At 68.5% G+C, this 22756-nt stretch carries 14 protein-coding genes; 3 read left to right on the top strand and 11 right to left on the bottom strand.

The features are described 5' to 3' along the window. Window positions 1–4: 4 nt before the first annotated feature. Window positions 5–6820 (bottom strand): autotransporter-associated beta strand repeat-containing protein, encoded by a 6816-nt coding sequence (locus tag C4F17_RS01385; protein WP_106934008.1) that lies wholly within the window; start codon window positions 6818–6820, stop codon window positions 5–7. A 187-nt stretch (window positions 6821–7007) separates the two neighbouring features. Between C4F17_RS01385 and C4F17_RS01380 the strand changes: the two genes are divergently transcribed. Next, the gene (locus C4F17_RS01380) at window positions 7008–7595 is read left to right on the top strand and encodes a GbsR/MarR family transcriptional regulator (protein ID WP_106934007.1); all 588 of its coding nucleotides are present in this window, start codon (window positions 7008–7010) and stop codon (window positions 7593–7595) included. 54 nt (window positions 7596–7649) lie between these two features. Here the strand turns inward: C4F17_RS01380 and cydX are convergent, their stop codons facing one another. The 10 genes from cydX to C4F17_RS01330 all read right to left on the bottom strand — a co-directional run bounded on the left by cydX (window position 7650) and on the right by C4F17_RS01330 (window position 19952). After that, window positions 7650–7799 carry a cytochrome bd-I oxidase subunit CydX gene (cydX, locus tag C4F17_RS01375; RefSeq protein ID WP_081267010.1) on the bottom strand — a complete coding sequence of 50 codons (150 nt, stop codon included), beginning with the start codon at window positions 7797–7799 and terminating at the stop codon, window positions 7650–7652. An 18-nt stretch (window positions 7800–7817) separates the two neighbouring features. Then, window positions 7818–8972 (bottom strand): cytochrome d ubiquinol oxidase subunit II, encoded by a 1155-nt coding sequence (cydB, locus tag C4F17_RS01370; RefSeq protein ID WP_106934006.1) that lies wholly within the window; start codon window positions 8970–8972, stop codon window positions 7818–7820. Then, entirely contained in the window at window positions 8969–10588 is a 1620-nt protein-coding gene (locus C4F17_RS01365) for a cytochrome ubiquinol oxidase subunit I (RefSeq protein WP_106934005.1), read from the bottom strand. The genes cydB and C4F17_RS01365 overlap by 4 nt, the downstream gene beginning before the upstream one ends. Before the next feature lie 42 nt (window positions 10589–10630). Further along, window positions 10631–12346: a thiol reductant ABC exporter subunit CydC gene (gene cydC / locus C4F17_RS01360; RefSeq protein WP_106934004.1), complete on the bottom strand. Its 1716-nt coding sequence runs from the start codon at window positions 12344–12346 to the stop codon at window positions 10631–10633. After that, the gene (gene cydD / locus C4F17_RS01355; protein WP_106934003.1) at window positions 12343–14031 is read right to left on the bottom strand and encodes a thiol reductant ABC exporter subunit CydD; all 1689 of its coding nucleotides are present in this window, start codon (window positions 14029–14031) and stop codon (window positions 12343–12345) included. The genes cydC and cydD overlap by 4 nt, the downstream gene beginning before the upstream one ends. A 155-nt stretch (window positions 14032–14186) precedes the next feature. After that, the gene (locus tag C4F17_RS01350) at window positions 14187–15299 is read right to left on the bottom strand and encodes an acyltransferase family protein (RefSeq protein ID WP_081267005.1); all 1113 of its coding nucleotides are present in this window, start codon (window positions 15297–15299) and stop codon (window positions 14187–14189) included. A gap of 59 nt (window positions 15300–15358) precedes the next feature. Then, a complete protein-coding gene (locus C4F17_RS01345) occupies window positions 15359–16321 on the bottom strand; it encodes an NAD(P)H-dependent flavin oxidoreductase (RefSeq protein ID WP_106934002.1) in 963 nt (320 codons plus the stop codon). Window positions 16322–16402: 81 nt separating this feature from the next. Then, window positions 16403–18193 (bottom strand): acyl-CoA dehydrogenase, encoded by a 1791-nt coding sequence (locus tag C4F17_RS01340; protein WP_106934001.1) that lies wholly within the window; start codon window positions 18191–18193, stop codon window positions 16403–16405. 74 nt (window positions 18194–18267) lie between these two features. After that, a complete protein-coding gene (locus C4F17_RS01335) occupies window positions 18268–19200 on the bottom strand; it encodes an electron transfer flavoprotein subunit alpha/FixB family protein (RefSeq protein ID WP_106934000.1) in 933 nt (310 codons plus the stop codon). Window positions 19201–19202: 2 nt separating this feature from the next. Then, window positions 19203–19952 carry an electron transfer flavoprotein subunit beta/FixA family protein gene (locus C4F17_RS01330; protein WP_106933999.1) on the bottom strand — a complete coding sequence of 250 codons (750 nt, stop codon included), beginning with the start codon at window positions 19950–19952 and terminating at the stop codon, window positions 19203–19205. Between the two features lie 418 nt (window positions 19953–20370). Here C4F17_RS01330 and C4F17_RS01325 point away from each other — a divergent pair, with 418 nt between their 5' ends. Both C4F17_RS01325 and C4F17_RS01320 read left to right on the top strand, forming a co-directional pair. Beyond that, window positions 20371–21129, top strand: coding sequence for a class II aldolase/adducin family protein (locus tag C4F17_RS01325; protein ID WP_106933998.1), 759 nt, complete (start codon window positions 20371–20373; stop codon window positions 21127–21129). A gap of 48 nt (window positions 21130–21177) precedes the next feature. Further along, the gene (locus C4F17_RS01320; protein WP_106933997.1) at window positions 21178–22740 is read left to right on the top strand and encodes an ABC transporter substrate-binding protein; all 1563 of its coding nucleotides are present in this window, start codon (window positions 21178–21180) and stop codon (window positions 22738–22740) included. Window positions 22741–22756 lie beyond the last annotated feature (16 nt).

The raw sequence follows: 22756 nt of genomic DNA, 5'->3' as shown, positions 1-22756 counted from the left end.
GCCGTTACCACTTCACCCGCACGCCCAGCGAACCGTTGATGCCGCTCCTGACCTTGGTGTCGCCACCCGACGACCACAGCTTGCCGATTTCGCCATAGAGGCTCGTCGACTGGTTCAGGGTCAGCGTGAAGCCGCCCGCCAGTTCGGTGCTGGTGCCGCCGATCGGCGCCGCGATGTCGGTCGAGGTCGCGCCGTTGACGAAGCGCGCCACGTCCGTTCCACGGGAAGTCTTGTAGACGTTCACGCGACCGTACGGCTGCAGCATGCCCATGCCGGTATCGATCTCGCCCTTGACCCGCACGCCCGCACGGGCCAGCCAGCCGCTGTCGACCTGGGGCTGGACCACCGCGCCCAGGATGGCCGAGTTGCTCAGGTCCATGTGCTGGTGGATCAATTGCAACTGCGGCTCGACGGTCCAGCCGCTGGCGCCGATCGGGAAGGCCTGGCCCACTTCGATAGAGCCCAGCAGGCTGTTGCCCTTGCCGGCCGCGCCGATGCCCATCAGCGGCTCGACCGTGTAGCGATGGCGGCCCGACTGCACCACGGCGTCGGCATAGAAGCCGCTGTCGCTGGTGTAGGTGCCGTACACGCCCACGTACTGGCTGCGCAGGTCGTTGCGGCCCACGCTCAGGTTGCTCACGCCGCTGGCATAGCCGCTGACACGCGCATCGCCGTCGAGCTGGCCGACGTAGATGCCGGCGCGCCAGTTGGGCGTGGCGAGCAGGTCGGTGCCGGCCTGGAAGCCGGTCAGGCGGCCCTTGCTGGTGGGCGAGACGGTGCCGCCCTGCTGGATGTCGATGTCGGTCGACAGCACGCGGGCCCAGGCACGGCGCTCGGAGCCGGTCGCGCTGGGCGCGGTGCCCTTCACGTCGTCGTCGCCCACACGCTTGCGCACGTCGCCCAGCATCGCGAGGCTGCCCTGGCGCAGCTGGTTGGGCAGCGCGGCGTAGAGCGAGGTCTCGGGGCGGTAGTAGGTCACGCCCTTCTGCGCCGAGCGCAGATACCAGTTCTCGCCCTGGCCGAGCGCGTCGGCGGCATACAGGCGGTACTCGAACGCGCCGGCATCCACATGGCCGCCCGCGAGCGAGAACGCGTCCTTGGTGGTCTGCGCGGTGGTCTTCGCGCCGTTCTGCGCGGTGATCACCTCGATGCCGTTGCCGTTGGTCAGCGCGCCCAGGCCGCCGATGTTGGTGATCTGCACCGTGGTGTTGCCGCTGGCCGAAGCGGCGGGGCCGTTGAGGATCAGCCGGTCCGAGGGCGGGCCGTTGAAGTACAGCGTGGTGCCGAGCTTGAGCACGCCGCCGTTGCCCACGTACGCGCCGTTCACCGTCAGCGTGGTGCCGGGCACGCTGCCCACCAGCGACACGGTGCCGCCGTTGCTCAGCGAAGCCACCGTCTGGCTGTAGCCCGCCAGGTCCAGCGTCGCGCCCGCGGCCACGTTGTGCGCCGAAGCGGCGCTCAAGGTGTTGGCCGCGCCGGCACGCAGCGTGCCCTGCGCCACGTCGGTCGCGCCGGTGTAGCTGTTGGCGCCCGAAAGCGTCAGCGTGCCGGTGCCGATCTTGGTGATGAAGCCCGCGCCGCTGATGGCGCCGCTCAGGCCGGCGTCGAAGGCGCCCGTGTCGATGATCGGGTCGCTGTTGCCGGTGAAGCGGATCGCGTTGGCAATCGTCATGCCGGGCGCGGTGAAGCCGATCGCGGTGCCGTCGTCCATCGCCAGTTCGCCGGTGCCCAGCGCCTGCGCGTTGCCGAGGTTCAGGCGCCCCTTGAGCAGCGCGGTGCCGCCGGTGTAGGTGTTGGCGCCCGACAGCGTGAGCGTGCCCGTGCCTTCCTTCACCAGCGAGCCGCCGACGCCCGAGATCACGCCCGAGATTTCGGTGCTGGTGTTCAGGCCGCCCGTGGTCAGCGTCTTGTTGCCCAGCAGCACGCGGCCGCCGCCCTCCAGCGAGCCGATGGAAGTGCCGGCCGTGGTGAGGCCGCGGATGTTGACCACCGCGCCCGTCTTGTTGACCACCGTGGCCTGCGCGGCCGTGGCGCGGTCGCGGATGTCGAGCGAAGCGGTCGCCTCGTTGACGATGGTCGCGCGGCCGGCCGAGCCGTCGTCCCAGATGTTGGTCGAGCCGCCCGCCGAGTTGACGATGCGCGCATTGCCCGCGGTGGCGTTGTTCCACACCGTGACGCTGCCGCCGCGGTTGTCGAACACGGCATCGCCCGCCGTCGAATTACCGGCGAAGGTGACGCTGCCGCCCTTGTAGTTCAGGAAGCTCGCGCGCTCGGCCGAGGAGTCGTCCCTGAACTCGATGGCGCCGCCGTTGATGCCGGGGCTGGCGGCGGCGGTGGTGAAGCGCAGGTCGCCCGCGCCGGCATTGCCGGTGAAGGCCAGGTAGCCGCTGGCATTGACGTTCACCGGGCCGGTGCCCAGCGCGCCGCTGACGCTCGCGCTCACGCTGCCGGCGTCGATGCTGGTGCCGCCGGTGTAGGTGTTGGCGGTTGCCAGCGCCAGGTCGCCGGTGCCGATCTTGCGCAGGCTGCCCGAGCCGCTCATCGTGCCGCCGAAGGTGCCGTCGGTCGACTGGTCGAAGGTGACGTTGGCGTTGTTGACGATCTCGCCCTGCAGGCTGGTGGTGTTGCCCTGCAGCACGCCGGCCGACACGACGGTGCCGCCGGTGTAGTTGTTGGCGCCGGTCAGCACCAGCGTGCCGTAGTCGTCCTTGGTCAGGCCGCCCGCGCCGGTGAGCTGCGAGGCGATGGTCGCCGTCATCGAAGCGCCCGAGCGCGTGCCGTCGCCCACCTTGATGACGGTGTGCGCGTTGCCCAGCGTCAGCGCATCGCCCTGCACCACGTAGCCGTCGGAGAAGAACTGCGCGCCGCCGATGCTGATGTCGCCGCCGCTGTTGTCCACCGTGACGGTGCCCGCGGTGCCGCCGAACATGGCGAACTGGTTGGGCTTCCAGGTGGCGTTGTAGCCGCCTTCGCTGTTGGTCCAGGTGTCGTTGGGGCTGCCGGGGCTGCCGATGCGCCAGGTGCCCGAGCCGCCGCCCACGTTGCCGTTGTTGACCGTGTCGCCGCCGTCCCAGAAGCCGAGCTGCACGCCGGTGCTGTTGATCAGGTTGACTTCCTTGGCCACGCTGGTCTGCACGTACAGGTCGCCGGCCGTGACCGGGGTGTTGCCGATGTTCAGGCCGTTGTCGGTCAGCGAGCCGGTGTACTTGACGAGGCGGTACAGCCCCGGGCCGAAGCTGCCGCCGGCCGTCTCGGTGACGTTCAGCGTGCCGCCGAGCATCAGGTTGCCGTTGACCTGGACCAGGTCGTTGAGCGGGTCTTCGCCGACGGCGCCGAGGTGGTAGTTCAGGAACGAGCCCTTGTCCATGCTCAGGTCGCCGATCGTCAGGGTGCCGGGGCTGTTGCCCGGCGCGAGCGAACCGCCGCTGGCCACGTTGACCGCGCCGCTGATGGTGCCGCCGCCGGCCAGCGTGGCGCCGGCGCCGACCTGCACGCTGCCGCTGCCGGTCGCGCTGCCGCTGGTGTTGTTCACCCGCAGCGTGCCGCCGTTCACCGATGTGTTGCCGGTGTAGGTGTTGGCGCCGGTGATCTCGAGTTCGCCCGCGCCGTTCTTGGTCAGGCTGCCCGCGCCGCTGACGGTGCCGGTGAAGCTCGAGTCGTCGGAGCGGTCGAAGACCAGGTTGCCGTTGGCCGTGACCGCGCCCGAGAGCGTGCCGCTCTTGCCGCCGTTGCCGACCTGCAGCGTCGCGCCCTTGCCGATGGTGGTGCCGCCGCTGTAGCTGTTGGTGCCGGCCAGGATCAGCGTGCCCGTGCCGTTGTCGCTCAGGCTGCCGGTGCCGTCGATGTCGCCGGCCACGGTGTAGCTGTCGGAGCGGTTGAACACCAGCGCGGCGTTGTTGGTGATGTTGCCGGCGATGCTGCCCTTGGTGCCGCCGTTGCCGACCTGCAGCGTGCCCGCGTCGATGGTGGTGCCGCCGCCGTAAGTGCTGGCGCCGGTGAGCGTGAGCTTGCCGGCGCCCGACTTCGTCAGGCTTCCGGTGCCGGTGATGCCGCCGGCATATGCGATGTCGTCGGAGCGGTTGAACTGCAGCACGCCGTTGTCGACGATGTCGCCGCTGATGCTGCCGGTGGTGCCGCCGTTGCCGACCTGCAGCGTGCCCGCGTCGATGGTGGTGCCGCCGCCGTAGGTGTTGGTGCCGGTCAGCGTCAGCGTGCCGGCGCCGCTCTTCACCAGCTTGCCCGCGCCCGCGATGGCGCCGCCGAACAGGCCGCTTGCGATCGTGGTGGCCTGCGCGCTCTTGAAGCCGGTCTGCAGCGTGCCGGCGCCCTGGATGTTGCGGATGGAGACGTTCTGGCCGTTCAGGTCGAGCGTGGCGCCGCCGTTCACGGTGGTCGAGGCGATGTTGCCGAGGACTGTGCTCATCAGCGCCCCGCTGCCTACGCGCAACGTGCCTCCGGCAACGACCACGGCGGCGCTGCTGTCCACCGTGGCGCTGTTGCTGGCAACGTTGACGACGCCGGTCTCGGTGGCGCTGCCGAAGGTGGCGGTGGCGTTCGCCCCCAGGTTCAGCGCGCCGCCCAGCGTCAGCGTGCGGTTGGTGGCGGCGGCGACGGTGCTGGCCGTTCCGGCCGCGAAGCTCACGCCGTTCGAGAGGGTCATGGTCGACGTCGCGGCCAGCTTGCCGCCGGCCATCGTCAGCCCGCCGCTTCCGAGCGCATTGGCCGCCGCAACCTGCAGCGTGCCGCTGTTGACCCTGGTGCCGCCGCCATACGTGTTGGCGCCCGAGAGCGTGAGCGTGCCCGTGCCGCTCTGGGTCACGCTGCCGCTGCCGCTGATGGTGCGCGTGAAGTTCGTCGCATTGGAGCGGTTGAACACGAGCGCCGCGTTGTTGGTGATGTTGCTGTTGTCGATGCTGCCGGTGGTGCCGCCGTCGCCCAGTTGCAGCGTGCCGCCGCTGATGGTGGTGTTGCCGGTGTAGCTGTTGGCGCCGCTGAGCACCAGCGTGCCCGCCGTCGTCTTCACGAGCTGGCCGGTGCCGGTGATGGAGCCCGAGAAGTTGCCCGACTGCACCGTGGTGGTCTGCGCGGGGAAGTTGCCGGTCCGGGTCTTCAGCGTTCCGGCGCCCTGCAGGTTGCCGATGGTGACGTTGTAGCCGTTCAGGTCCAGCGTGGCCCCGGTATTGACCGTGGTGGAGGCAACGTTGGGGAAGATCGTCGCGGCGCGGGTGGCGTCCGCCACCTGCAGCGTGCCGCCGGCCACGACGACCGCCGCGGTGCTGGAGACGATGGTGGTGCCATCGTCCAGGCGGACGGTGCCGGTTTCGGTCGTGCTGCCGAAGACGGCGGTCGCACTGCCGTTCAAGGCCAGGTTGCCATCGATGTCGAGCGTCCGGCCGGTGGCGGCGGCCACGGTGCTGCGCTGGCCGGCCGCGAAAGCCAGGTTGTTGGTCAGGCTGAGGCTCGACGTGGCGGCGAGCTTGCCGCCGTCGAGCGTGACCGTGCCGGAGCCGAGCGCGCCGGCCGTGCCGATCTGCACCGTGGTGCCGTTCCTGATGGCAGTTCCGCCGGCGTAGGTGTTGGTGGCGCCCAGCGCCAGCGTGCCGCGGCCGTCGGCCGTGAGGCTGCCGGCGCCGGAGATGACGCCGTTCATGGTGAGCTGCGCGGGCGTGGCGCCGGTGCCGTCCACGTTGACCGCGAGGTTGCCCGTGGGCTGGAACTTGCCCGTCAGCGTCCACTTGCTGCCGCTGGCGGCATTGATGCTCGAGAAGCCCTGGAACGCGGCGTCCTCTGTATTCGTGCCTTCCAGGAACAGCTTGTTGCCGGTGCCTTGGGCGACCACGCCGCCGTTGAGCACCGAGCCGGCCTTGAGAGTGAGCGAGTTGTTGCCACCGCCCAGCTGGATCGAATTGGCGCGGGTCGACTTGTCGCCCGCCAGGCCGCCGGAAATGGTGCCGCTGTTGACGATGGTGAGATTGCTGCCGACGATGCCGGCCCCGCCCTGCGCATACGCGCCCAGCTGCGTGCCGCCCAGCGCGCCGCCTTCGCCATTGCCGCCCGCGCCGCCGTAGACCGTCGCCCTGGTGACGGGGTGGGTTCCCCGGGTCGCCAGGCCCGTGCCGCCGTTTCCGCCCGTGATGGTGCCGGCGTTGGTGATTGTCACGCCGCCCACGGGCACCACCAGCACGCCCGCGCCGCCGCCGCCGCCGGCACCGGTCAGCGACGATGTGTTCGCGACCACGCCGCCGCCGTTGCCGCCATTGCCGCCAACGAGCGACCCCGTCGCCTTGACCTCGAACGACTGGGTGGCGAGCACGCTGCCGCCGCCACCACCGCCGCCACCGCCGCCCGGGTTCGAGCGGTTGTAGCCGCCGGTGCCGCCGTTACCGCCGTTGCCGGCCGTGATCGTGGCGGTGACAGGAACGAAGCCGGTCCGGACGGAACCGCCGCCGCCGCCGCCGCTGCCGTCCAGCCTGTCCGGGGTGAAGCCGCTCGCCGCCGAAGTGCCGTTGGCTCCGTTGGTGCCGAGGGCGCCGCCGACGGCGCCTGCGGCCGACTGATCGCCCTGCCCCCCGTGGCCGCCCACCCCGGTCGTGCTGTTGCCCGCCGTTTGCCCCGCGCCGGAACTGCCGTTGACGAGGAAGCCACCGCCACCGCCGTCACCCCCTGCGAACGAAGGCCCCGCCAGCATCAGCAGAGATGCCGCACCCGCCGCCAGCGCCACCGCGCGTTGGCTCTTCTTGCCGCGGGCATGGGTGTTCTCCGAAACAGCCACCCAGGCGCCGAGCGCCGAGTTCCAGATGCTGCGATGAGCTTTGTTCATTGTTCTTTAACCTTTGAAAAGGGTTGCTGATGCACCAACGAAGTGCAAGTGGTCAGTGATTGTTTATTTTTGTTAACTAACTGCTTCCTGGATATAACCAATATTGGTTATTTGTTAACCTTTCGTGCTTCCGCAGTTTTCGGAAACTTCCGGAAATACAGCACGGCCCGGCGCGACAATCCGGCCCATGGCCACCTCTTCAGACCTCCCGCCCCTCAACCGCCAGTTCGTCGCCCACTTCGGCGAAATGGGCAGCAAATGGGGCATCAACCGCACCGTCGGGCAGATCTACGCGCTGATCTTTCTGTCCGAGCGCGCGCTGAACGCCGACGAAATTGCCGAGCTGCTCGAGTTCTCGCGCTCGAACGTCAGCATGGGCCTGAAGGAACTGCAGGCCTGGCGGCTGGTGCACCTGCGCCACCACCCGGGCGACCGACGCGAATACTTCGAGGCGCCGTCGGACGTGTGGGAAATCTTCCGCGTGCTGGCCGAGGAACGGCGCCGCCGCGAGATCGAGCCCACGCTGTCGATGCTGCGCAACGCCCTGCTGGAATCACCCACGAGCGATGCCGAGCGCCACGCGCAGGAGCGCATGCGCGAGATGCACGACCTGATCGACAGGCTGATGAAGTGGTTCGACGACGTTCAGCGGCTCGCGCCCGAGACCGCCATGAAACTCATGGGCATGGGCGCGACGGTGACGAAGGTGCTGACGCTCAAGGACCGCATCACGGGCGGCGGCGCGTCTAAAAAGAAAAATCCCGCGGCCGACTGAAGCCGTCGGGACCGCGGGATCTGCTGTGTAAGGGCGGCACTGCCGCCCTGGGGGCTAGAGCCGCTCCTGTCCTTGCGACGATTCAGGCGTCTCGAGCTTGGCCTTGCGAACGGCATCGTCGTCCATGAGTTCGTACCACATGGCGTTGAGCACGGCGAAAGCGGCTGCCAGCGGCAGGCCGAGGATCCAGGCGAAGTACCACATCTTTTTTCCTCCGTTCGTTCAGTAGGCGTGTCCGCTCTCGTCGCGGATGGCTTGCTCGTCGACCTTGCCCCAGAGCACGTGATAGACCCAGCTGGTGTATGCCACGATGATGGGAATGAAGAAGGCCGTGACCACCAGCATGATGAACAGCGTGAGGTGGCTCGACGACGAGTCCCACACCGTGAGGCTGGCGCGCGGGTCGATCGACGACGGCAGGATGAACGGGAACATCGACGCGCCCACGCTCAGGATGATGCCGGCGATGCCGAGCGCCGCCGTCAGCAGCGCGAACACCGGGCGGCGCAGCGCGAGGCCGAGCAAAGCGCCCAGCGCGCCGACGAAGCCGGCCGCCGGAGCCGCCAGCGTCCACGGATGCGCCGCGTAGTTGGCGGTCCATGCGCCGGCATGCAGCTCCACCGTCTTGAGCATCGGGTTGGACGGCCCCACCGCATCGATCACGCTGCTGATGCGGTAGCCGCCGATGCTCGTGGCCAGCAGCACGCCGCCCAGCGCATACAGCGCGACGGTGAGCACAGAAGCAATCATGCCGTAGCTGCGCGCACGCTCGGCCACCGGCCCCGCCGTCTTCAGCAGCAGCCACGCCGCGCCGTGCATCACCAGCATGGCCACCGACACGAGCCCGCACAAGATGGCGAACGGATTCAGCAGGCCGAAGAAGCCGCCGTCGTAGAAGATGTGCATGTCGTTGTCGAAGCGGAACGGCACGCCCTGCAGCACGTTGCCCACGGCCACGCCGCAGATCAGCGCGGGCACGAAGCCGCTGAAGAACAGCACGCCGTCCCAGCGCGCACGCCACTGCGGCGACTCGCGCTTGCTGCGGAACTTGAAGGCCACCGGCCGCAGGATCAGCGCCGTGAGAATCACGAACATCGCCAGGTAGAAGCCCGAGAACGACACGGCGTACAGCTGAGGCCACGCCGCGAAGACCGCGCCGCCGCCCAGGATCAGCCACACCTGGTTGCCTTCCCACACCGGACCCACGCTGTTGATGACGACGCGCCGCTCGATGTCGTTGCGCGCCGCAAAAGGCAGCAGCATGCCGCTGCCCAGGTCGAAGCCGTCGGTCACGGCGAAGCCCACCAGCAGCACGCCGATCAGCAGCCACCAGATGAAGCGCAGGGTGTCGTAGTCGAGGAGTGTGTGGAGGGTCATGCTGCGCTCCCTGCGGAAGGAGAAGGAATGGCCGCGCCCGCGTGGGCCGGCGGAATGTGCGAGAGCGTGTCGCCCTCGTCGGGCGCATGCTCGGCCTCGGGCCCCTTGCGGATGGCCTTGAGCATCAGCTTCATCTCGATGATGAGCAGCGTGGTGTAGATGGCGATGAAGCCCGCCAGCGTGAGCAGAAGCGTCTTCACGCCGAGGTTCGACACGGCCACCGCGGTCGGCAGCACGCCTTCGATCACCCACGGCTGGCGCCCGAACTCCGCCACCAGCCAGCCCGACTCGATGGCGATCCACGGCAGCGGAATCGCGAACACCGCGACCTTCAGCAGCCAGCGGTGGCTGTCGAGCTTGCGGCACGCCGAGAGCACGAAGAAGGTGCCCGTCAGCAGGATCAGCAGCATGCCGATGCCCACCATCACCCGGAACAGCCAGAACAGCGGCGCCACCTGCGGCACGGTGTCCCACGCCGCCTTGGTGATCTGCTCGTCGGTGGCCTGGCGCGGGTCGTCCACGTAGCGCTTGAGCAGCAGCGCATAGCCCATGTTGATGCCGTTGTCCTCGAAGTCCCCGCGCACGCCCTGCGTCACCTTGCCGGTGCCGCCCGCCTCTCGGATCTTCTGCAGCGCGTCGTAGGCCTTCAGGCCCTCCCGGATGCGGACCTCGGCGCGCTTCACAAGTTCGTCGATGCCGGGCATCACCGTGTCGAGCGAGCGTGTGCCGATCAGCCCCATCACCCCGGGGATGTGGATGGCGTAGTGCGTCTCGCGCGCCTCCTGGTCGGGGAAGCCGATGACCGTGAAGGCGGCCGGCGCGGGTTGCGTTTCCCACATGGCCTCGATGGCGGCGAGCTTCATCTTCTGGTGTTCGCCCGAGAGGTAGCCGCTCTCGTCTCCGAGCACCGCCACCGACAGCGCGGCGGCCAGGCCGAACGAAGCCGCGACCGTCATCGAGCGCTTGGCCAGTTCAAGGTGACGGCCCTTGAGCACGTACCAAGCCGACACGCCCAGCACGAACACGGCCGCGCACACATACCCCGCCGACACGGTGTGCACGAACTTGGCCTGCGCCACGGGGTTGGTCAGCACGGCGGCGAAGTCGGTCACTTCCATGCGCATGGTCTGCGGGTTGAAGGCCGCGCCCACCGGGTTCTGCATCCAGCCGTTGGCGATGAGAATCCACAGCGCCGAGAAGTTGGAGCCGATGGCCACGGCCCAGGTGGCGACCAGGTGGCCCACCTTCGAGAGCTTGTCCCAGCCGAAGAAGAACAGCCCGACGAAGGTCGCCTCCATGAAGAAGGCCATGAGCCCTTCGATGGCCAGCGGCGCGCCGAAGATGTCGCCGACGTAATGGCTGTAGTAGCTCCAGTTCATGCCGAACTGGAACTCCATCACGATGCCGGTGGCCACGCCCATCGCGAAGTTGATGCCGAACAGCACGCCCCAGAATTTGGTCATGTCGCGCCAGATCACGCGCCCGGTCATCACGTAGACCGTCTCCATGATGGCGATGATGATCGAAAGCCCGAGCGTCAGCGGCACGAACAGGAAGTGATACAGCGCCGTGACGGCGAACTGCAGGCGCGATAGCGCAACGATGTCGAGGTCCATGAGATCTTCCTTTGTGTTCCCTGTTTTCTGTTTTTCTTCGGTTCAATCCGGGCGCAGGCCGCGCAGCACCGCATCGAAGGCATCGCTTCCGCGGCGCAGGTCGGCAACGATGCGGCCGTGCCGCATGCACACGAGCCGGTCGGCCAGCGCGGCCTCGCGGCGCAGGTGCGTGGCGATCAGCAGGGTGCGCGTTCCGGCGTGTTGCGCGAGGCACTGCAGCACGTCGTGCGCGACGGCGGCGTCGAGCGCCTCGGTCGGTTCGTCGAGCAGCCACAGCGGCACGGGGCGCAGCAGCAGGCGGGCCAGCGCGAGCCGGCGCGACTGGCCGCCGGAAAGGCCCAGGCCGCCTTCGCCGAGACGGGTGTCGAGGCCGGTCGAGAGGGCACGCACATCGGCGTCGAGGCCGGCGGCTTGCAGCACGGCCCACAGGCGCTCGTCGCTCGCGGCGGGGTCGGCCAGGCGGAGGTTGTCGCGCAGGCTGTCCTGGAAGAGTTCGGTGCGCTGGGTCAGCAGGCAGGCCGGCTGCGCGCTCACATGGCCGGCTTGCGGCGTGAGTTCGGCGGCGACGGCAGCCAGCAACGTCGACTTGCCAGCGCCGCTCGCGCCGACAACCGCGACGCGCTCGCCGGCGCGCAAGGTGAGCGACACGTCGCTCAAGACCTCCGTGCGGCTGCCGGGGTGCGCGACGCTGACGTTCTTCAACTGCAACGCGAAGGGCGCATCGCCTTCGGGCTTCGCCGTCGCTGCATCGTCGTCTGAAGACGCCATGCGCGGTGCGAGGCGCCGCACCGCAAGCCAGGTGCGCCCGGCATCGAGCGCGCCACGGCGCAGCGCCGCGAAAGGCTCGGTCGCCGTGAGCGCCACCAGCAATGCCAATGCAGCCGCCGGTGCACCGATCAGACCCTCGCTGACGAGCGTTCCAACGATGAGCAGCACCCCAACGAGGGTCAGCGTGCCCGCGCTGCCGTAGGCGAAGCCGGAAGCGGCCTCCAGCCGGTTCAATGCGAGATCGGCCTTGGCGAGTTGCGCATCGGCGCGCATCAGCGCCTCGCGCTGCGCGTCGATGCGGCCTGCCATCACCAGGTCGGTCTGGCCCGCGACGAGATCGACCGCTCGAGCGCGCAAGGCTTCGATGGCGTGCGCGCGCCGAATGGCAGGCCAACGAGCGCGCCGCGCCACGAGCAAGGCAATGCCCCATCCGCTGATCACCAGCCACAGCGCCAGCGCCGCGCCCAGCGCCGCATTCATGAAGCCGAGCACCACGCCCGCGAGCAACGCCGCGCCCAACGCCGCGGCAGCGGGCACCAGCAGGCGCAGGTAAAGCGATTCGAGCGCATCGATGTCCGACGTGAGGCGGAACAGCAGGCGCGCCGGACGCATCAGCAAGGCGCGCGCCGCATCGGGCCCCGCCCAGCCACGGAACAGGCGCACGCGCAGCGACGCAAGCACGCCGAAGGTCGCGTCGTGCGTGACGAGCCGCTCGCCGTAGCGCGAAGCCGTTCGGCCCAGTGCGAGCAGCCGGATCCCGGCCGAGGGCATGAACACGTCGAAGGTGAAAGCCGTGGCCGCATGCAGGCCGGCCAGTGCTGTGGCCGTGATGAACCAGCCGGAGAGGCCGAGCAGCGCCATCCCCGCAAGCACGGTGACGGCAGCAAGCAGGCCACCCAGCAGCAGCGCGCGGGGCTGTTCGGCGAAGAAGGGGCGCAGCACCAGCCGCAGCTCGCGCCACTGCGCAGTGTTGTTTCTGCGGGCGCTCATGCGGCCTTCTCCATGGCTTGGGCGCCGAGGCTCACCACGCGGTCCATGCGCGCCGCGAGCGCGGGGTCGTGCGTGGCGACGATCAGCGTCTTGCCGCGTGCCAGTTCGACCAAGGCGTCGGCCACGCGGGCGGCGGTCTCGGAATCGAGGTGCGCGGTCGGCTCGTCGACCAGCAGCAGGTCGGCGTGCGGATGCACCGCGATGCGGGCCAGCGCAAGCCGCACGGCCTCGCCCCCTGAAAGGCCGCGCCCGCCCTCGCCCAGCGCCGTGCCGGGATGCGCCTGCGCCACGGCGTCGAGCGAGGCGAAGCGCATGGCCTCGGCCACGCGGGGCGTGCCGACGTCCTCGCGGCCCAAGGCCACATTGGCCTCTACCGATCCGGCGAAGACGTGCGGCGCCTGACCCATCCACGCCATGCGCTGGCGCAGCGCGGCAACCGTGTGATCGGTGAGCGGCACGCCGCCGATCGAGATCTCGCCGCGCGCCGCCGGCACGAGGCCCGCGAGCAGCGACAGCAAAGCCGTCTTGCCCGAGCCGCTGGGCCCGGCCAGCGCGATGTGTTCACCGGCCGCAACGCGAAGCTCCAGGCCGTCGAAGACCGGATTCGTTTCTCCCGGCCAGGAGAAATGCAGGCCGTGGACGGCGACGGCGGGCGCGGCGCCGGCGGCGCCCGTGGCCGCACGCTTGAGCGACGCGCTCGCGCCGGGCAATGGCAGCGTGTTCTGCTGCAGCCCATCGAGCGCCTGGAGTGCCGCCTCGCCCGCCGCCCGGTCGTGCCACACCGCCGACAGCTCGCGCAGCGGCTCGAAGAAAGCCGGCGCCAGCAGCAGGACGAACAGCCCCTCGCCCAGGCTCAGCGTTCGCCCCCAGGTCCCGAAGCCGAGCGAGCCCAGCAGGTGGAAGCCGACATATGCCGCCACCATCGCCACGCCCAGGGCCGAGAAAAGCTCCATCACGGCCGACGAGAGAAATGCGATGCGCAGCACCGACATCGTCCGCACGCGCAGCGACTGCGCGGCATCGCCGAGCCGGTGCGCCGTGGCGTCGACGGCATCGAGCGCGCGCAGGGTCGCCAGGCCGCGCAGGCGGTCGAGCAGGAAGGCGTTCATGCTGCCCATCTCGACCATCTGCGCCTCGCTCGCGGCCTTGGCGCGCCAGCCGACGATGGCCATGAAGATCGGGATCAGCGGCGCCGCGACCAGCAGCACCAGCGCAGCCACCCACGAGAAGCAGGCCACCGCGCCAAGAATGAAGACCGGCACGACCGTCGCGCGCCAACGCGCCGGCTGGTAGCGCACGAGGTAAGGCACCAGCGCCTCCGCCTGTTCCGCAAGCACGCTGGCGGCCTTGCCCGAAGGCGCGCGGCCCCGGTCCAGCGGAGATCCGTCGGCCAATGCCTCGGCCGTCTGCGCGCGCAGTGCGCTGAGCCGGGCCCGTGCGCGGCCGAAGGTCCGGCGTGCGCCCCAGGCCTCGCAGGCGGCGCGCAACAAGCCCAGCAGCAGGATCGCGCCGGCCGGCAGCCACACCGCGCGAAGGCCCTGCCCCGACGCCAGCCCCTGCACCGCCATCGCCAGCAGGGCCGCCTGCGGCAGCCAAAGCAGCGCGGCAGCGCCTTGCACCACCCCGCCGACGTCGGGCGACGCGAAAGCCTTCAACGGCGATCGGGGGTGCGAGTGCTGGGCCATTCCTTGTTTTCTTGGATTTTCAGTATTTACTGAAATTTCCACAATCATACCGGAGACGGGAGCCACTGACGAGCCCGCAGACTGCACGGTCCGGCGCTCGAACGCAACACGTTCGGGAAGATTCAGCCCGGGCGCCCGCGCGGAGCGCCCCGGGGCTAGTAAGAAACAGCTATTCCGCTGACCAGCAACGCGGCAAAAAGCATGAACACGCCGCGCCACGAGGCCGGGCGCGACTCGACCCAGCGGTACAGGAGCGCCGCCGCTGCGATCGACAGGGCAAAGGTCGCGACCAGGCCGGCCGCATCGAACCATGCGCCGTGCGGCCCGGCATTCGCCACCGCCGCGTTCATGGCGAGCAGCACCGGAAAGTGGATCAGGAACAGCGAATAAGACATGCGCCCCAGCCGCTGCAGCGGCACGGCCAGCGCCGGCCAATGCGCCGGCGACAACCAGTGCCGGCGCTGCGCGACCGCGATCAGCAGCGCCGTCACCAGGGCGGTGGCGATGCGGCTGCGCCAGTCGATGGCGAGCGCGCCCGCCCCCACCAGGGCCAGCAGCGCGACCGCGCCCTGCCAGGTGCTGAAGCGCGTGGCGCGGCCGATCCAGAACACCAGCATGCCCAGGCCGTAGGTGCCGAAGAAATAGAAAGCGGTGTCGTCCAGCCCCGCGTTGCGGTTGAACAGCGCGAGCGATGCCACGGCCAGCCCCAGCACCAGCGCCACGGGCAACCAGCGCGCCGACAGGCTCGCATGCACCGCGCCGGCGGGACGCTGCAGCAGCGTGGGCAGCCCGACCAGCGCAAGCGCGAGCGCGAACAGCTGGAAGTCGATGGCCACGTACCAGACACCGGTCGACAGCGACTCATAGCCCAGCAAGTCCTGCAGCAGCAGCCCGTGCGCCACCAGTTGCCCGAAGGTGGGCGCGGCGGGTACCACTTCCTCATCGAGCCACGGCCGCACGACCGCCGCAACGAGCACGCACACGGTGAGCGCGGCCAGGTACGGCATCACCAGCCGCCCGTAGCGCTGCAGGATCCGCGCTACCGGCCGGTCGACGCGCAGCATGCCGTCGGGCGCGAGGCTCGCCGCGGCCAGGAAGCCGGCGATCACCAGGAACACCTGCACCGCCAGCCGCCCCTCGTTGGACAGCCAGGCGAAGAAATCGGGCGCGAGCGCATACGCGCCGGCCGGCATGGGGCCGTAGCGCGACAGGTGGTGCCCGACGATCACGGCGCACGCAATGCCCTTTGCCGCATCGAGCAGCGGCATGCGTCCCGCCGATGGCGACGGCGCCGGGGCGACGGGCGCCGCGCCGTTCGCGACGGCGGTCAAAGCGCCAACCGCTGCCTTGCTTCCTGGTACTCGCGCTTGAGCTTCTCGATGAAGGCCGCGGCGCTGGCCACTTCGGTCACGGCGCCGATGCCCTGGCCCGAGCCCCAGATGTCTTTCCAGGCCTTGGCTTTGCTGCCGTCGCCGGTCGCGAAGTTCATGGTCTTGAGGTCGCCTTCGGGCAGGTTGGCCGGGTCCATGCCCGCCTTGACGATGCTCGGGGCGAGGTAGTTGCCGTGCACGCCGGTGAACAGGTTCGAGTAGACGATGTCGTCGGAATTGCCGTCGACGATGGCCTGCTTGTATTCGTCGCTCGCGCGGGCTTCCTCGGTCGCGATGAAGGCCGTGCCGATGTAGGCGAAGTCGGCACCCATGGCCTGCGCCGCGAGCACCGCGCCGCCGGTGGCGATGGAACCCGACAGCGCGATCGGGCCGTCGAACCACTGGCGAATTTCCTGCACCAGCGCGAACGGGCTCTTCACGCCCGCATGGCCGCCGGCACCGGCAGCCACGGCGATGATGCCGTCGGCGCCCTTCTCCACCGCCTTCTGCGCGAACTTGTTGTTGATGATGTCGTGCAGGGTGACGCCGCCGTAGCTGTGCACCGCGTCGTTCACGTCGGTGCGCGCGCCCAGCGAGGTGATGACGATCGGCACCTTGTACTTCACGACCATCTCCATGTCGTGCTCGAGCCGGTCGTTGCTCTTGTGCACGATCTGGTTGATGGCGAAGGGCGCCGCGGGCTTGTCGGGGTTGGCCTTGTTGTAGGCAGCCAGTTCTTCGGTGATCTCGATCAGCCACTCTTCAAGCTGCGCCGCGGGGCGCGCGTTGAGCGCGGGCATCGAGCCGACCACGCCCGCCTTGCATTGCGCAATCACGAGCTTGGGGTTGCTGATGATGAACAGCGGCGAGCCGATGATCGGCAGCGGCAGGTTCGCGAGTACGGGGGGCAGCTTGGACATGTCGTCTCCGGGAATGGGTTCGGTTTTATAAGAGAGAGAGGCCGCTGCAGCCCGTCAGATGGGCGACAGCGGCCGCGCGCGTCAGAACGCGTCGAGCGCGAGTGCCGTGACGCTCTCGGCGCCGTCGACGATGCTGTCGCGCATGCCCGGCACCTTGTTCAGGATGTGCTCGGCGTAGAAGCGCGCGGTGGCTACCTTGGCCAGCATGAAGTCGGTGTCGAAGCTGCGCGAGGCCAGGTCCTGCGCAATGATCAGCGAGCGCGCGAGCTGCCAGCCGGCCACCAGGTTGCCCGCGAGCATCAGGTAGGGCACGCTGCCGGCGAACACGGCGTTGGGCGATGCCTTGGTCTGCCCGGCCACGAAGTCGACCACTTCGACGAACGCCAGGCGCGCGGCCTTCAGGCGCTTGAGCACGGCGACCGCGGCGGGGTTGTCGCTCTTGGCCAGCTCGGCTTCGGTCTTCTCGATCTGCGCGGCAATCGCCTTGGCGGTCTGGCCGCCGTCGCGCGCGGTCTTGCGGCCCACGAGGTCGTTGGCCTGGATGGCGGTGGTGCCTTCGTAGATGGTGAGGATCTTCGCGTCGCGGTAGTACTGCGCGGCGCCGGTCTCCTCGATGAAGCCCATGCCGCCATGCACCTGCACGCCGAGCGATGTCACTTCCAGGCTCATCTCGGTGCTGTAGCCCTTGACCAGCGGCACCATGAACTCATAGAAGGCCTGGTTCTGCTTGCGCGCGTCGGCATCGGAATGGTGGTGCGCGGCGTCGTAGGCGGCGGCGGCCACGCTGGCCATCGCGCGGCAGCCTTCGGTGTAGGCGCGCATCGTCATCAGCATGCGCTTGACGTCGGGGTGGTGAATGATCGGTGCGCTGGCGTTGATGGAGCCGTCGACCGGGCGGCTCTGCACGCGGTCCTTGGCGTAGGCCACGGCGTGCTGGTAGGCGCGCTCGGCAATCGCGATGCCCTGCATGCCCACGGCGTAGCGCGCGGAGTTCATCATGATGAACATGTACTCCAGGCCGCGGTTCTCCTGGCCTACGAGATAGCCGACGGCACCGCCGTTGTCGCCGTACTGCAGCACCGCGGTGGGCGAGGCCTTGATGCCCATCTTGTGCTCGATGCTCACGCAATGCACGTCGTTGCGCTCGCCCAGGGAGCCGTCCTTGTTCACGAGGAACTTGGGCACCACGAACAGGCTGATGCCCTTCACGCCTTCGGGCGCGCCGGTCACGCGCGCAAGCACCAGGTGCACGATGTTCTCGGCCATGTCGTGCTCACCGTAGGTGATGAAGATCTTGGTGCCGAACACCTTGTAGGTGCCGTCGGGCTGCGGCTCCGCGCGGCTGCGCACCATGGCCAGGTCGCTGCCGGCCTGCGGCTCGGTGAGGTTCATCGTGCCGGTCCACTGGCCGCTCACGAGCTTTTCGAGATACACCGCCTTCAGCTCGTCGGAGCCGGCCGTGAGCAGCGCCTCGATGGCGCCGTCGCTCAGCAGCGGACACAGCGCGAAGCTCATGTTGGCCGAGTTGAGCATCTCGCCGCAGGCCGCGCCGATGGTCTTGGGCAGGCCCTGGCCGCCGAAGTCCGAAGGATGCTGCAGGCCCTGCCAGCCGCCCGACACGTACTGCGCAAAGGCTTCCTTGAAGCCCGGCGTGGTGGCGACGGCACCGTCCTTGAACGACGAGGGGTTGCGGTCGCCCGCGATGTTCAGCGGCGCCACCACGTCCTGGTTGAAACGGGCGCACTCCTCGAGCACGGCCTGCGCGGTTTCGAGGCCGGCCTCCTCGAAGCCGGGCAGCTTGGCGATCTCGCCGATGTTGGCCAGGTGCTCGATGTCGAACAGCATGTCCTTGATGGGGGCGGTGTAGCTCATGTCTTGTCTCCAGATACAGCGGATACGAAAAGGGCATCGCGAACGATGCCCTCTGGCTCAGTGCGGCAATGCGATCAGAGCGCTTTCACCAGTTCCGGCACGGCCGTGAACAGGTCGGCCACCAGGCCGTAGTCGGCCACCGAGAAGATCGGCGCTTCTTCGTCCTTGTTGATCGCGACGATGACCTTCGAGTCCTTCATTCCGGCCAAGTGCTGGATGGCGCCCGAGATGCCCGCCGCGATGTACAGCTGCGGCGCGACGATCTTGCCCGTCTGGCCCACTTGCCAGTCGTTCGGGGCGTAGCCCGCGTCGACGGCTGCACGGCTGGCACCCAGGCCCGCGTTCAGCTTGTCGGCCAGCGGCGTCATCACTTCGGTGAACTTCTCTGCGCTGCCCAGCGCACGGCCACCGGAGACGATGATCTTGGCGGCGGTCAGCTCGGGGCGGTCGCTCTTCGTCACTTCACGGCCCACGAAGCTGCTCTTGCCGCTGTCTGCGACGCCTTCAGCGGTTTCGACGGTGGCGCTGCCACCCGTGGCGGCTGCGGCGTCGAAGCCGGTCGTGCGAACGGTGATCACCTTAGTGGCGTCGCTGCTCTGCACGGTGGCAATCGCATTGCCGGCGTAGATCGGGCGCTCGAAGGTGTCGGGGCTGTCGACCTTGGTGATGTCGCTGATCTGCGCCACGTCCAGCTTGGCGGCCACGCGCGGAGCGACGTTCTTGCCGTTGGCGGTCGAGGGGAACAGGATGTGGCTGTAGTTGGATGCGATCGCCAGCACCTGGGCTGCGACGTTCTCGGCCAGGTTCTCTGCCAGGCTGGGGCTGTCGGCGGCGATGACCTTGGTCACGCCGGCGATCTGGGCGGCGGCCTTGGCCGCTTCGGCGGCGTTGGCGCCGGCCACCAGCACGTGCACTTCACCGCCGCAAGCCAGCGCCGCGGTCACGGTGTTGAGGGTCGCCGGCTTGATGCTGGCGTGGTCGTGTTCGGCAATAACAAGTGCGGTCATGTTCAGATCACCTTCGCTTCGTTCTTCAGTTTGTCCACCAGCGTTGCAACGTCGGGCACCTTGATGCCGGCACCGCGCTTCGGCGGCTCCGCGACCTTCAGCGTCTTCAGGCGCGGCTTCACATTGACGCCCAGGTCCTCGGGCTTGACCGTGTCCAGCTGCTTCTTCTTGGCCTTCATGATGTTCGGCAGCGTCACGTAGCGCGGCTCGTTCAGGCGCAGGTCGGTGGTGATGACTGCAGGCAGGCTCAGGGAGATGGTTTCCAGACCGCCGTCGACTTCACGCGTCACGGTGGCCTTGTCGCCGGCGACTTCGACCTTGGAGGCGAAGGTGGCCTGCGGCAGGTCGGCCAGGGCAGCCAGCATCTGGCCGGTCTGGTTGGCGTCGTCGTCGATGGCCTGCTTGCCCAGGATGATCAGCTGGGGCTGTTCCTTGTCGACCAGCGCCTTCAGCAGCTTGGCGACGGCCAGCGGCTGCAGCTCTTCGGTGGTCTCCACCAGGATGCCGCGGTCGGCGCCGATGGCCATCGCGGTGCGCAGGGTTTCCTGGCACTTGGCGTCACCGCAGGAGACGGCGATCACTTCGGTGACCACGCCCTTTTCCTTCAGGCGCACGGCCTCTTCGACAGCGATCTCGTCGAAGGGGTTCATGCTCATCTTGACGTTGGCAATGTCCACCCCGGTGCCGTCGCTCTTCACGCGCACCTTCACGTTGTAATCGACGACCCGTTTGACAGGTACCAGAACCTTCATTGACTTGACTCCATTGGATTGCAAAAAGGGGGCTTCGAGGGCAAACCGGTCATTCTAGGGCGCGACCTTTGCCGCCTCTCCATTCTTCCTGCCGGCGCTGGCACCAGAAAAAGAACGATCGTGCTTTTTACGGATTATAAGGCAGCGCTTCAGCACCCGGCCTCTCGACCGACAAGTATTTGAACCGCCCCCCGAGCGCGCGGCCCGCACGGAAATCGATATCCGTGCCCGCTCGCGGTGCATTGACGGCCTGCGGACAGCGCCATCCGCAGCCATTTCCCGGGTTTTCGCCGATATCTGGGCTGGCACGCAACCTGCAAGATGAATACTGTCGACAGCTGACTGTCGATCTTCGGAGATTCAAATGGAAACAGCAGAACGCAGCCTCCCAGAAGTTCGCGGCAACGCCCGCCCACCCATGACGCCCGCCGAGCGGCAGCTGCGGCAGGACCTGGCCGCCGCCTACCGGCTCGTCGCCCTGTACGGCATGGACGACAGCATCTACACCCACATCTCCGCCCGCGTGCCCGGCACCACGGACCAGTTCCTGATCAACCCGTTCGGGATGCTGTTTCGCGACATCACGGCGTCCTCGCTCGTGAAGATCGACCTGGAAGGCAATGTCGTCGAGCCCACCGACCACGACGTGAACCCGGCCGGCTTCACGATCCACAGCGCGGTGCACGCCGCGCGCCATGACGCCGTCTGCGTGCTGCACACCCACACCGTCGCCGGCGTGGCGGTGTCCTCGCTGGCGGGCGGGCTGCAGCCCTGCAACCAGTGGGCGCTGCAGTTCCACAACCGCGTGACGTATCACGAGTTCGAGGGGATCGCGCTCAACCACGAGGAACGCGAGCGCCTGGTGGCCGACCTGGGGCCGGCCTCCCGCGCTCTGATCCTGCGCAACCACGGCCTGGTCACGCTCGGCCGCAGCGTGGCCGAGGCCTTCATCCTCATGCACAACCTGGAGCGGGCCTGCCGCGTGCAGGTCGCCATCCAGGGCACCGGGCAGCCGGTGCACCCGGTGCCCGAGGAGGTCCGCGAGCTGACCGCGCGCCAGTACGAGAGCGGCGACACGAACCGCCTCGCCTCCATGCCCGACGACCCGTATGCCCGCGAATGGCGCGCGTTGCTGCAGCGGCTCGCGCCGCCCACCGCGGCTTCCTTCCGCGACTGAGATTCACCCGTTCTTCACCGCCCTCCCCACTCTGAAAGGTCCGCTCCGATGAAACGCCGCAACCTGATCCAAGCCGGCTCCGCCGCCCTCGGCCTGTCCATTGCCGGGGTGCCCCTGCACAGCTTGGCGCAAGCGAAGAAAGGGGTAGTCAACGTGCTGGTCCAGCCCGAACCGCCCGGGCTCATGATGGGCATCGTGCAGAACGGCCCCACCCAGCTGATCGCCGGCAACATCTACGAAGGCCTGCTGCGCTACAACGAGAAGCTCGAGCCGCAGCCCCAGCTCGCCACCTCCTGGACCGTGAGCGCGGACAGCAAGACCTACGTCTTCAAGCTCAAGCCCAACGTCAAGTGGCACGACGGCAAGCCCTTCACGGCCGACGACGTGGTGTTCTCCTGCGACGTGTTCCTGCGCAAGACGCATGCGCGCTTCCGCGCCAGCCTGGCGCAGGTGGAATCGATCAAGGCGCTCGATCCGCTCACCGTGGAGTTCAAGCTCAAGCAGCCCTTCGGCCCCTTCATGGGCATCTTCGAGAACGGCACCATGCCCATGGTGCCCAAGCACATCTACGAAGGCACCGACTTCGCGACCAACCCCGCCAACGCCACGCCCATCGGCACGGGCCCGCTCAAGTTCAAGGAATGGGTCAAGGGCTCCTACATCAACCTCGTGGCCAACGAGAACTACCACCAGCCGGGCGTCGTGAGCGTGGAGAGCGTGTATTTCCACGTGATCCCCGACGCCGCCGCGCGCGCCGCCGCGTTCGAGTCGGGCAAGGTCGACATCGCACCGGGCGGCACGGTGGAGTACTTCGACGTGTCCCGCCTGTCCAAGCTGCCGGGCGCGGCGGTGACCACCAAGGGCTGGGAGTTCTTCGCGCCGCACAGCTGGCTGTGGATGAACAACCGCACGGCCCCCATGAACAACGTGAAGTTCCGCCAGGCCGTGTGGACCGCCATCGACCGCGAGGCCATGGCCAAGGTCGCCTGGTACGGCTACGCCAAGCCGGCCACGGGCCCCTTCAACAGCCACATCGCCTACGCCAGCGACGACGTGACCAAGTACCCGCGCGACATCGCCAAGGCCAAGAAGCTGGTGTCCGAATCGGGCTACAAGGGCGAGACGCTGCGCCTGCTGCCGCTGCCCTACGGCGAATCGTGGCAGCGCCAGGCCGAGATCGTGCGCCAGAACCTCACGCAGGTTGGCATCAAGGTCGAGATGGTCGCCACCGACGTGGCCGGCTGGAACCAGCGCAACAGCGAATGGGACTACGACCTGGCCTTCACCTACGTCTACCAGTACGGCGACCCGGCGCTCGGCGTGGCGCGCAACTACACCAGCGACAACATCGCCAAGGGCTCGCCGTTCAACAACGTGGCGGGCTACGTGAACCCGAAGGTCGACGAGCTGTTCGCCGCGGGCGCGCGCGAGAGCGATCCGGCCAAGCGCCGCGCGATCTACCTGGAAGTGCAGAAGCTGCTGGTCGACGAAGTGCCCGTGGCCTGGCTGCACGAGATCAACTTCCCGACGCTGTACCGCACCAGGATCCAGAACGTGGTGTCTTCCGGCATCGGCCTGAACGACAGCCTGGGCCGCGTCAAGCTGGCCTGAGCTTCATCCCCCGCGT

The sequence above is a fragment of the Variovorax sp. PMC12 genome (assembly GCF_003019815.1).
Lineage (GTDB): Bacteria > Pseudomonadota > Gammaproteobacteria > Burkholderiales > Burkholderiaceae_C > Variovorax.
The sequence above is the reverse complement of the archived record's forward strand: the minus strand, read 5'-3'. Positions and strand labels throughout refer to the sequence as shown.

Bases quoted from the DNA above. Each gene is read 5' to 3' on its own strand.
- C4F17_RS01345 (WP_106934002.1), bottom strand. From the start codon at position 16,321: ATGTCCAAGCTGCCCCCCGTACTCGCGAACCTGCCGCTGCCGATCATC.
- C4F17_RS01325 (WP_106933998.1), top strand. From the start codon at position 20,371: ATGACGCCCGCCGAGCGGCAGCTGCGGCAGGACCTGGCCGCCGCCTAC.
- C4F17_RS01340 (WP_106934001.1), bottom strand. From the start codon at position 18,193: ATGAGCTACACCGCCCCCATCAAGGACATGCTGTTCGACATCGAGCAC.
- C4F17_RS01335 (WP_106934000.1), bottom strand. From the start codon at position 19,200: ATGACCGCACTTGTTATTGCCGAACACGACCACGCCAGCATCAAGCCG.
- cydC (WP_106934004.1), bottom strand. From the start codon at position 12,346: ATGAGCGCCCGCAGAAACAACACTGCGCAGTGGCGCGAGCTGCGGCTG.
- C4F17_RS01350 (WP_081267005.1), bottom strand. From the start codon at position 15,299: ATGCCGCTGCTCGATGCGGCAAAGGGCATTGCGTGCGCCGTGATCGTC.
- C4F17_RS01320 (WP_106933997.1), top strand. From the start codon at position 21,178: ATGAAACGCCGCAACCTGATCCAAGCCGGCTCCGCCGCCCTCGGCCTG.
- cydB (WP_106934006.1), bottom strand. From the start codon at position 8,972: ATGACCCTCCACACACTCCTCGACTACGACACCCTGCGCTTCATCTGG.
- C4F17_RS01330 (WP_106933999.1), bottom strand. From the start codon at position 19,952: ATGAAGGTTCTGGTACCTGTCAAACGGGTCGTCGATTACAACGTGAAG.
- C4F17_RS01365 (WP_106934005.1), bottom strand. From the start codon at position 10,588: ATGGACCTCGACATCGTTGCGCTATCGCGCCTGCAGTTCGCCGTCACG.
- cydX (WP_081267010.1), bottom strand. From the start codon at position 7,799: ATGTGGTACTTCGCCTGGATCCTCGGCCTGCCGCTGGCAGCCGCTTTC.
- cydD (WP_106934003.1), bottom strand. From the start codon at position 14,031: ATGGCCCAGCACTCGCACCCCCGATCGCCGTTGAAGGCTTTCGCGTCG.
- C4F17_RS01380 (WP_106934007.1), top strand. From the start codon at position 7,008: ATGGCCACCTCTTCAGACCTCCCGCCCCTCAACCGCCAGTTCGTCGCC.
- C4F17_RS01385 (WP_106934008.1), bottom strand. From the start codon at position 6,820: ATGAACAAAGCTCATCGCAGCATCTGGAACTCGGCGCTCGGCGCCTGG.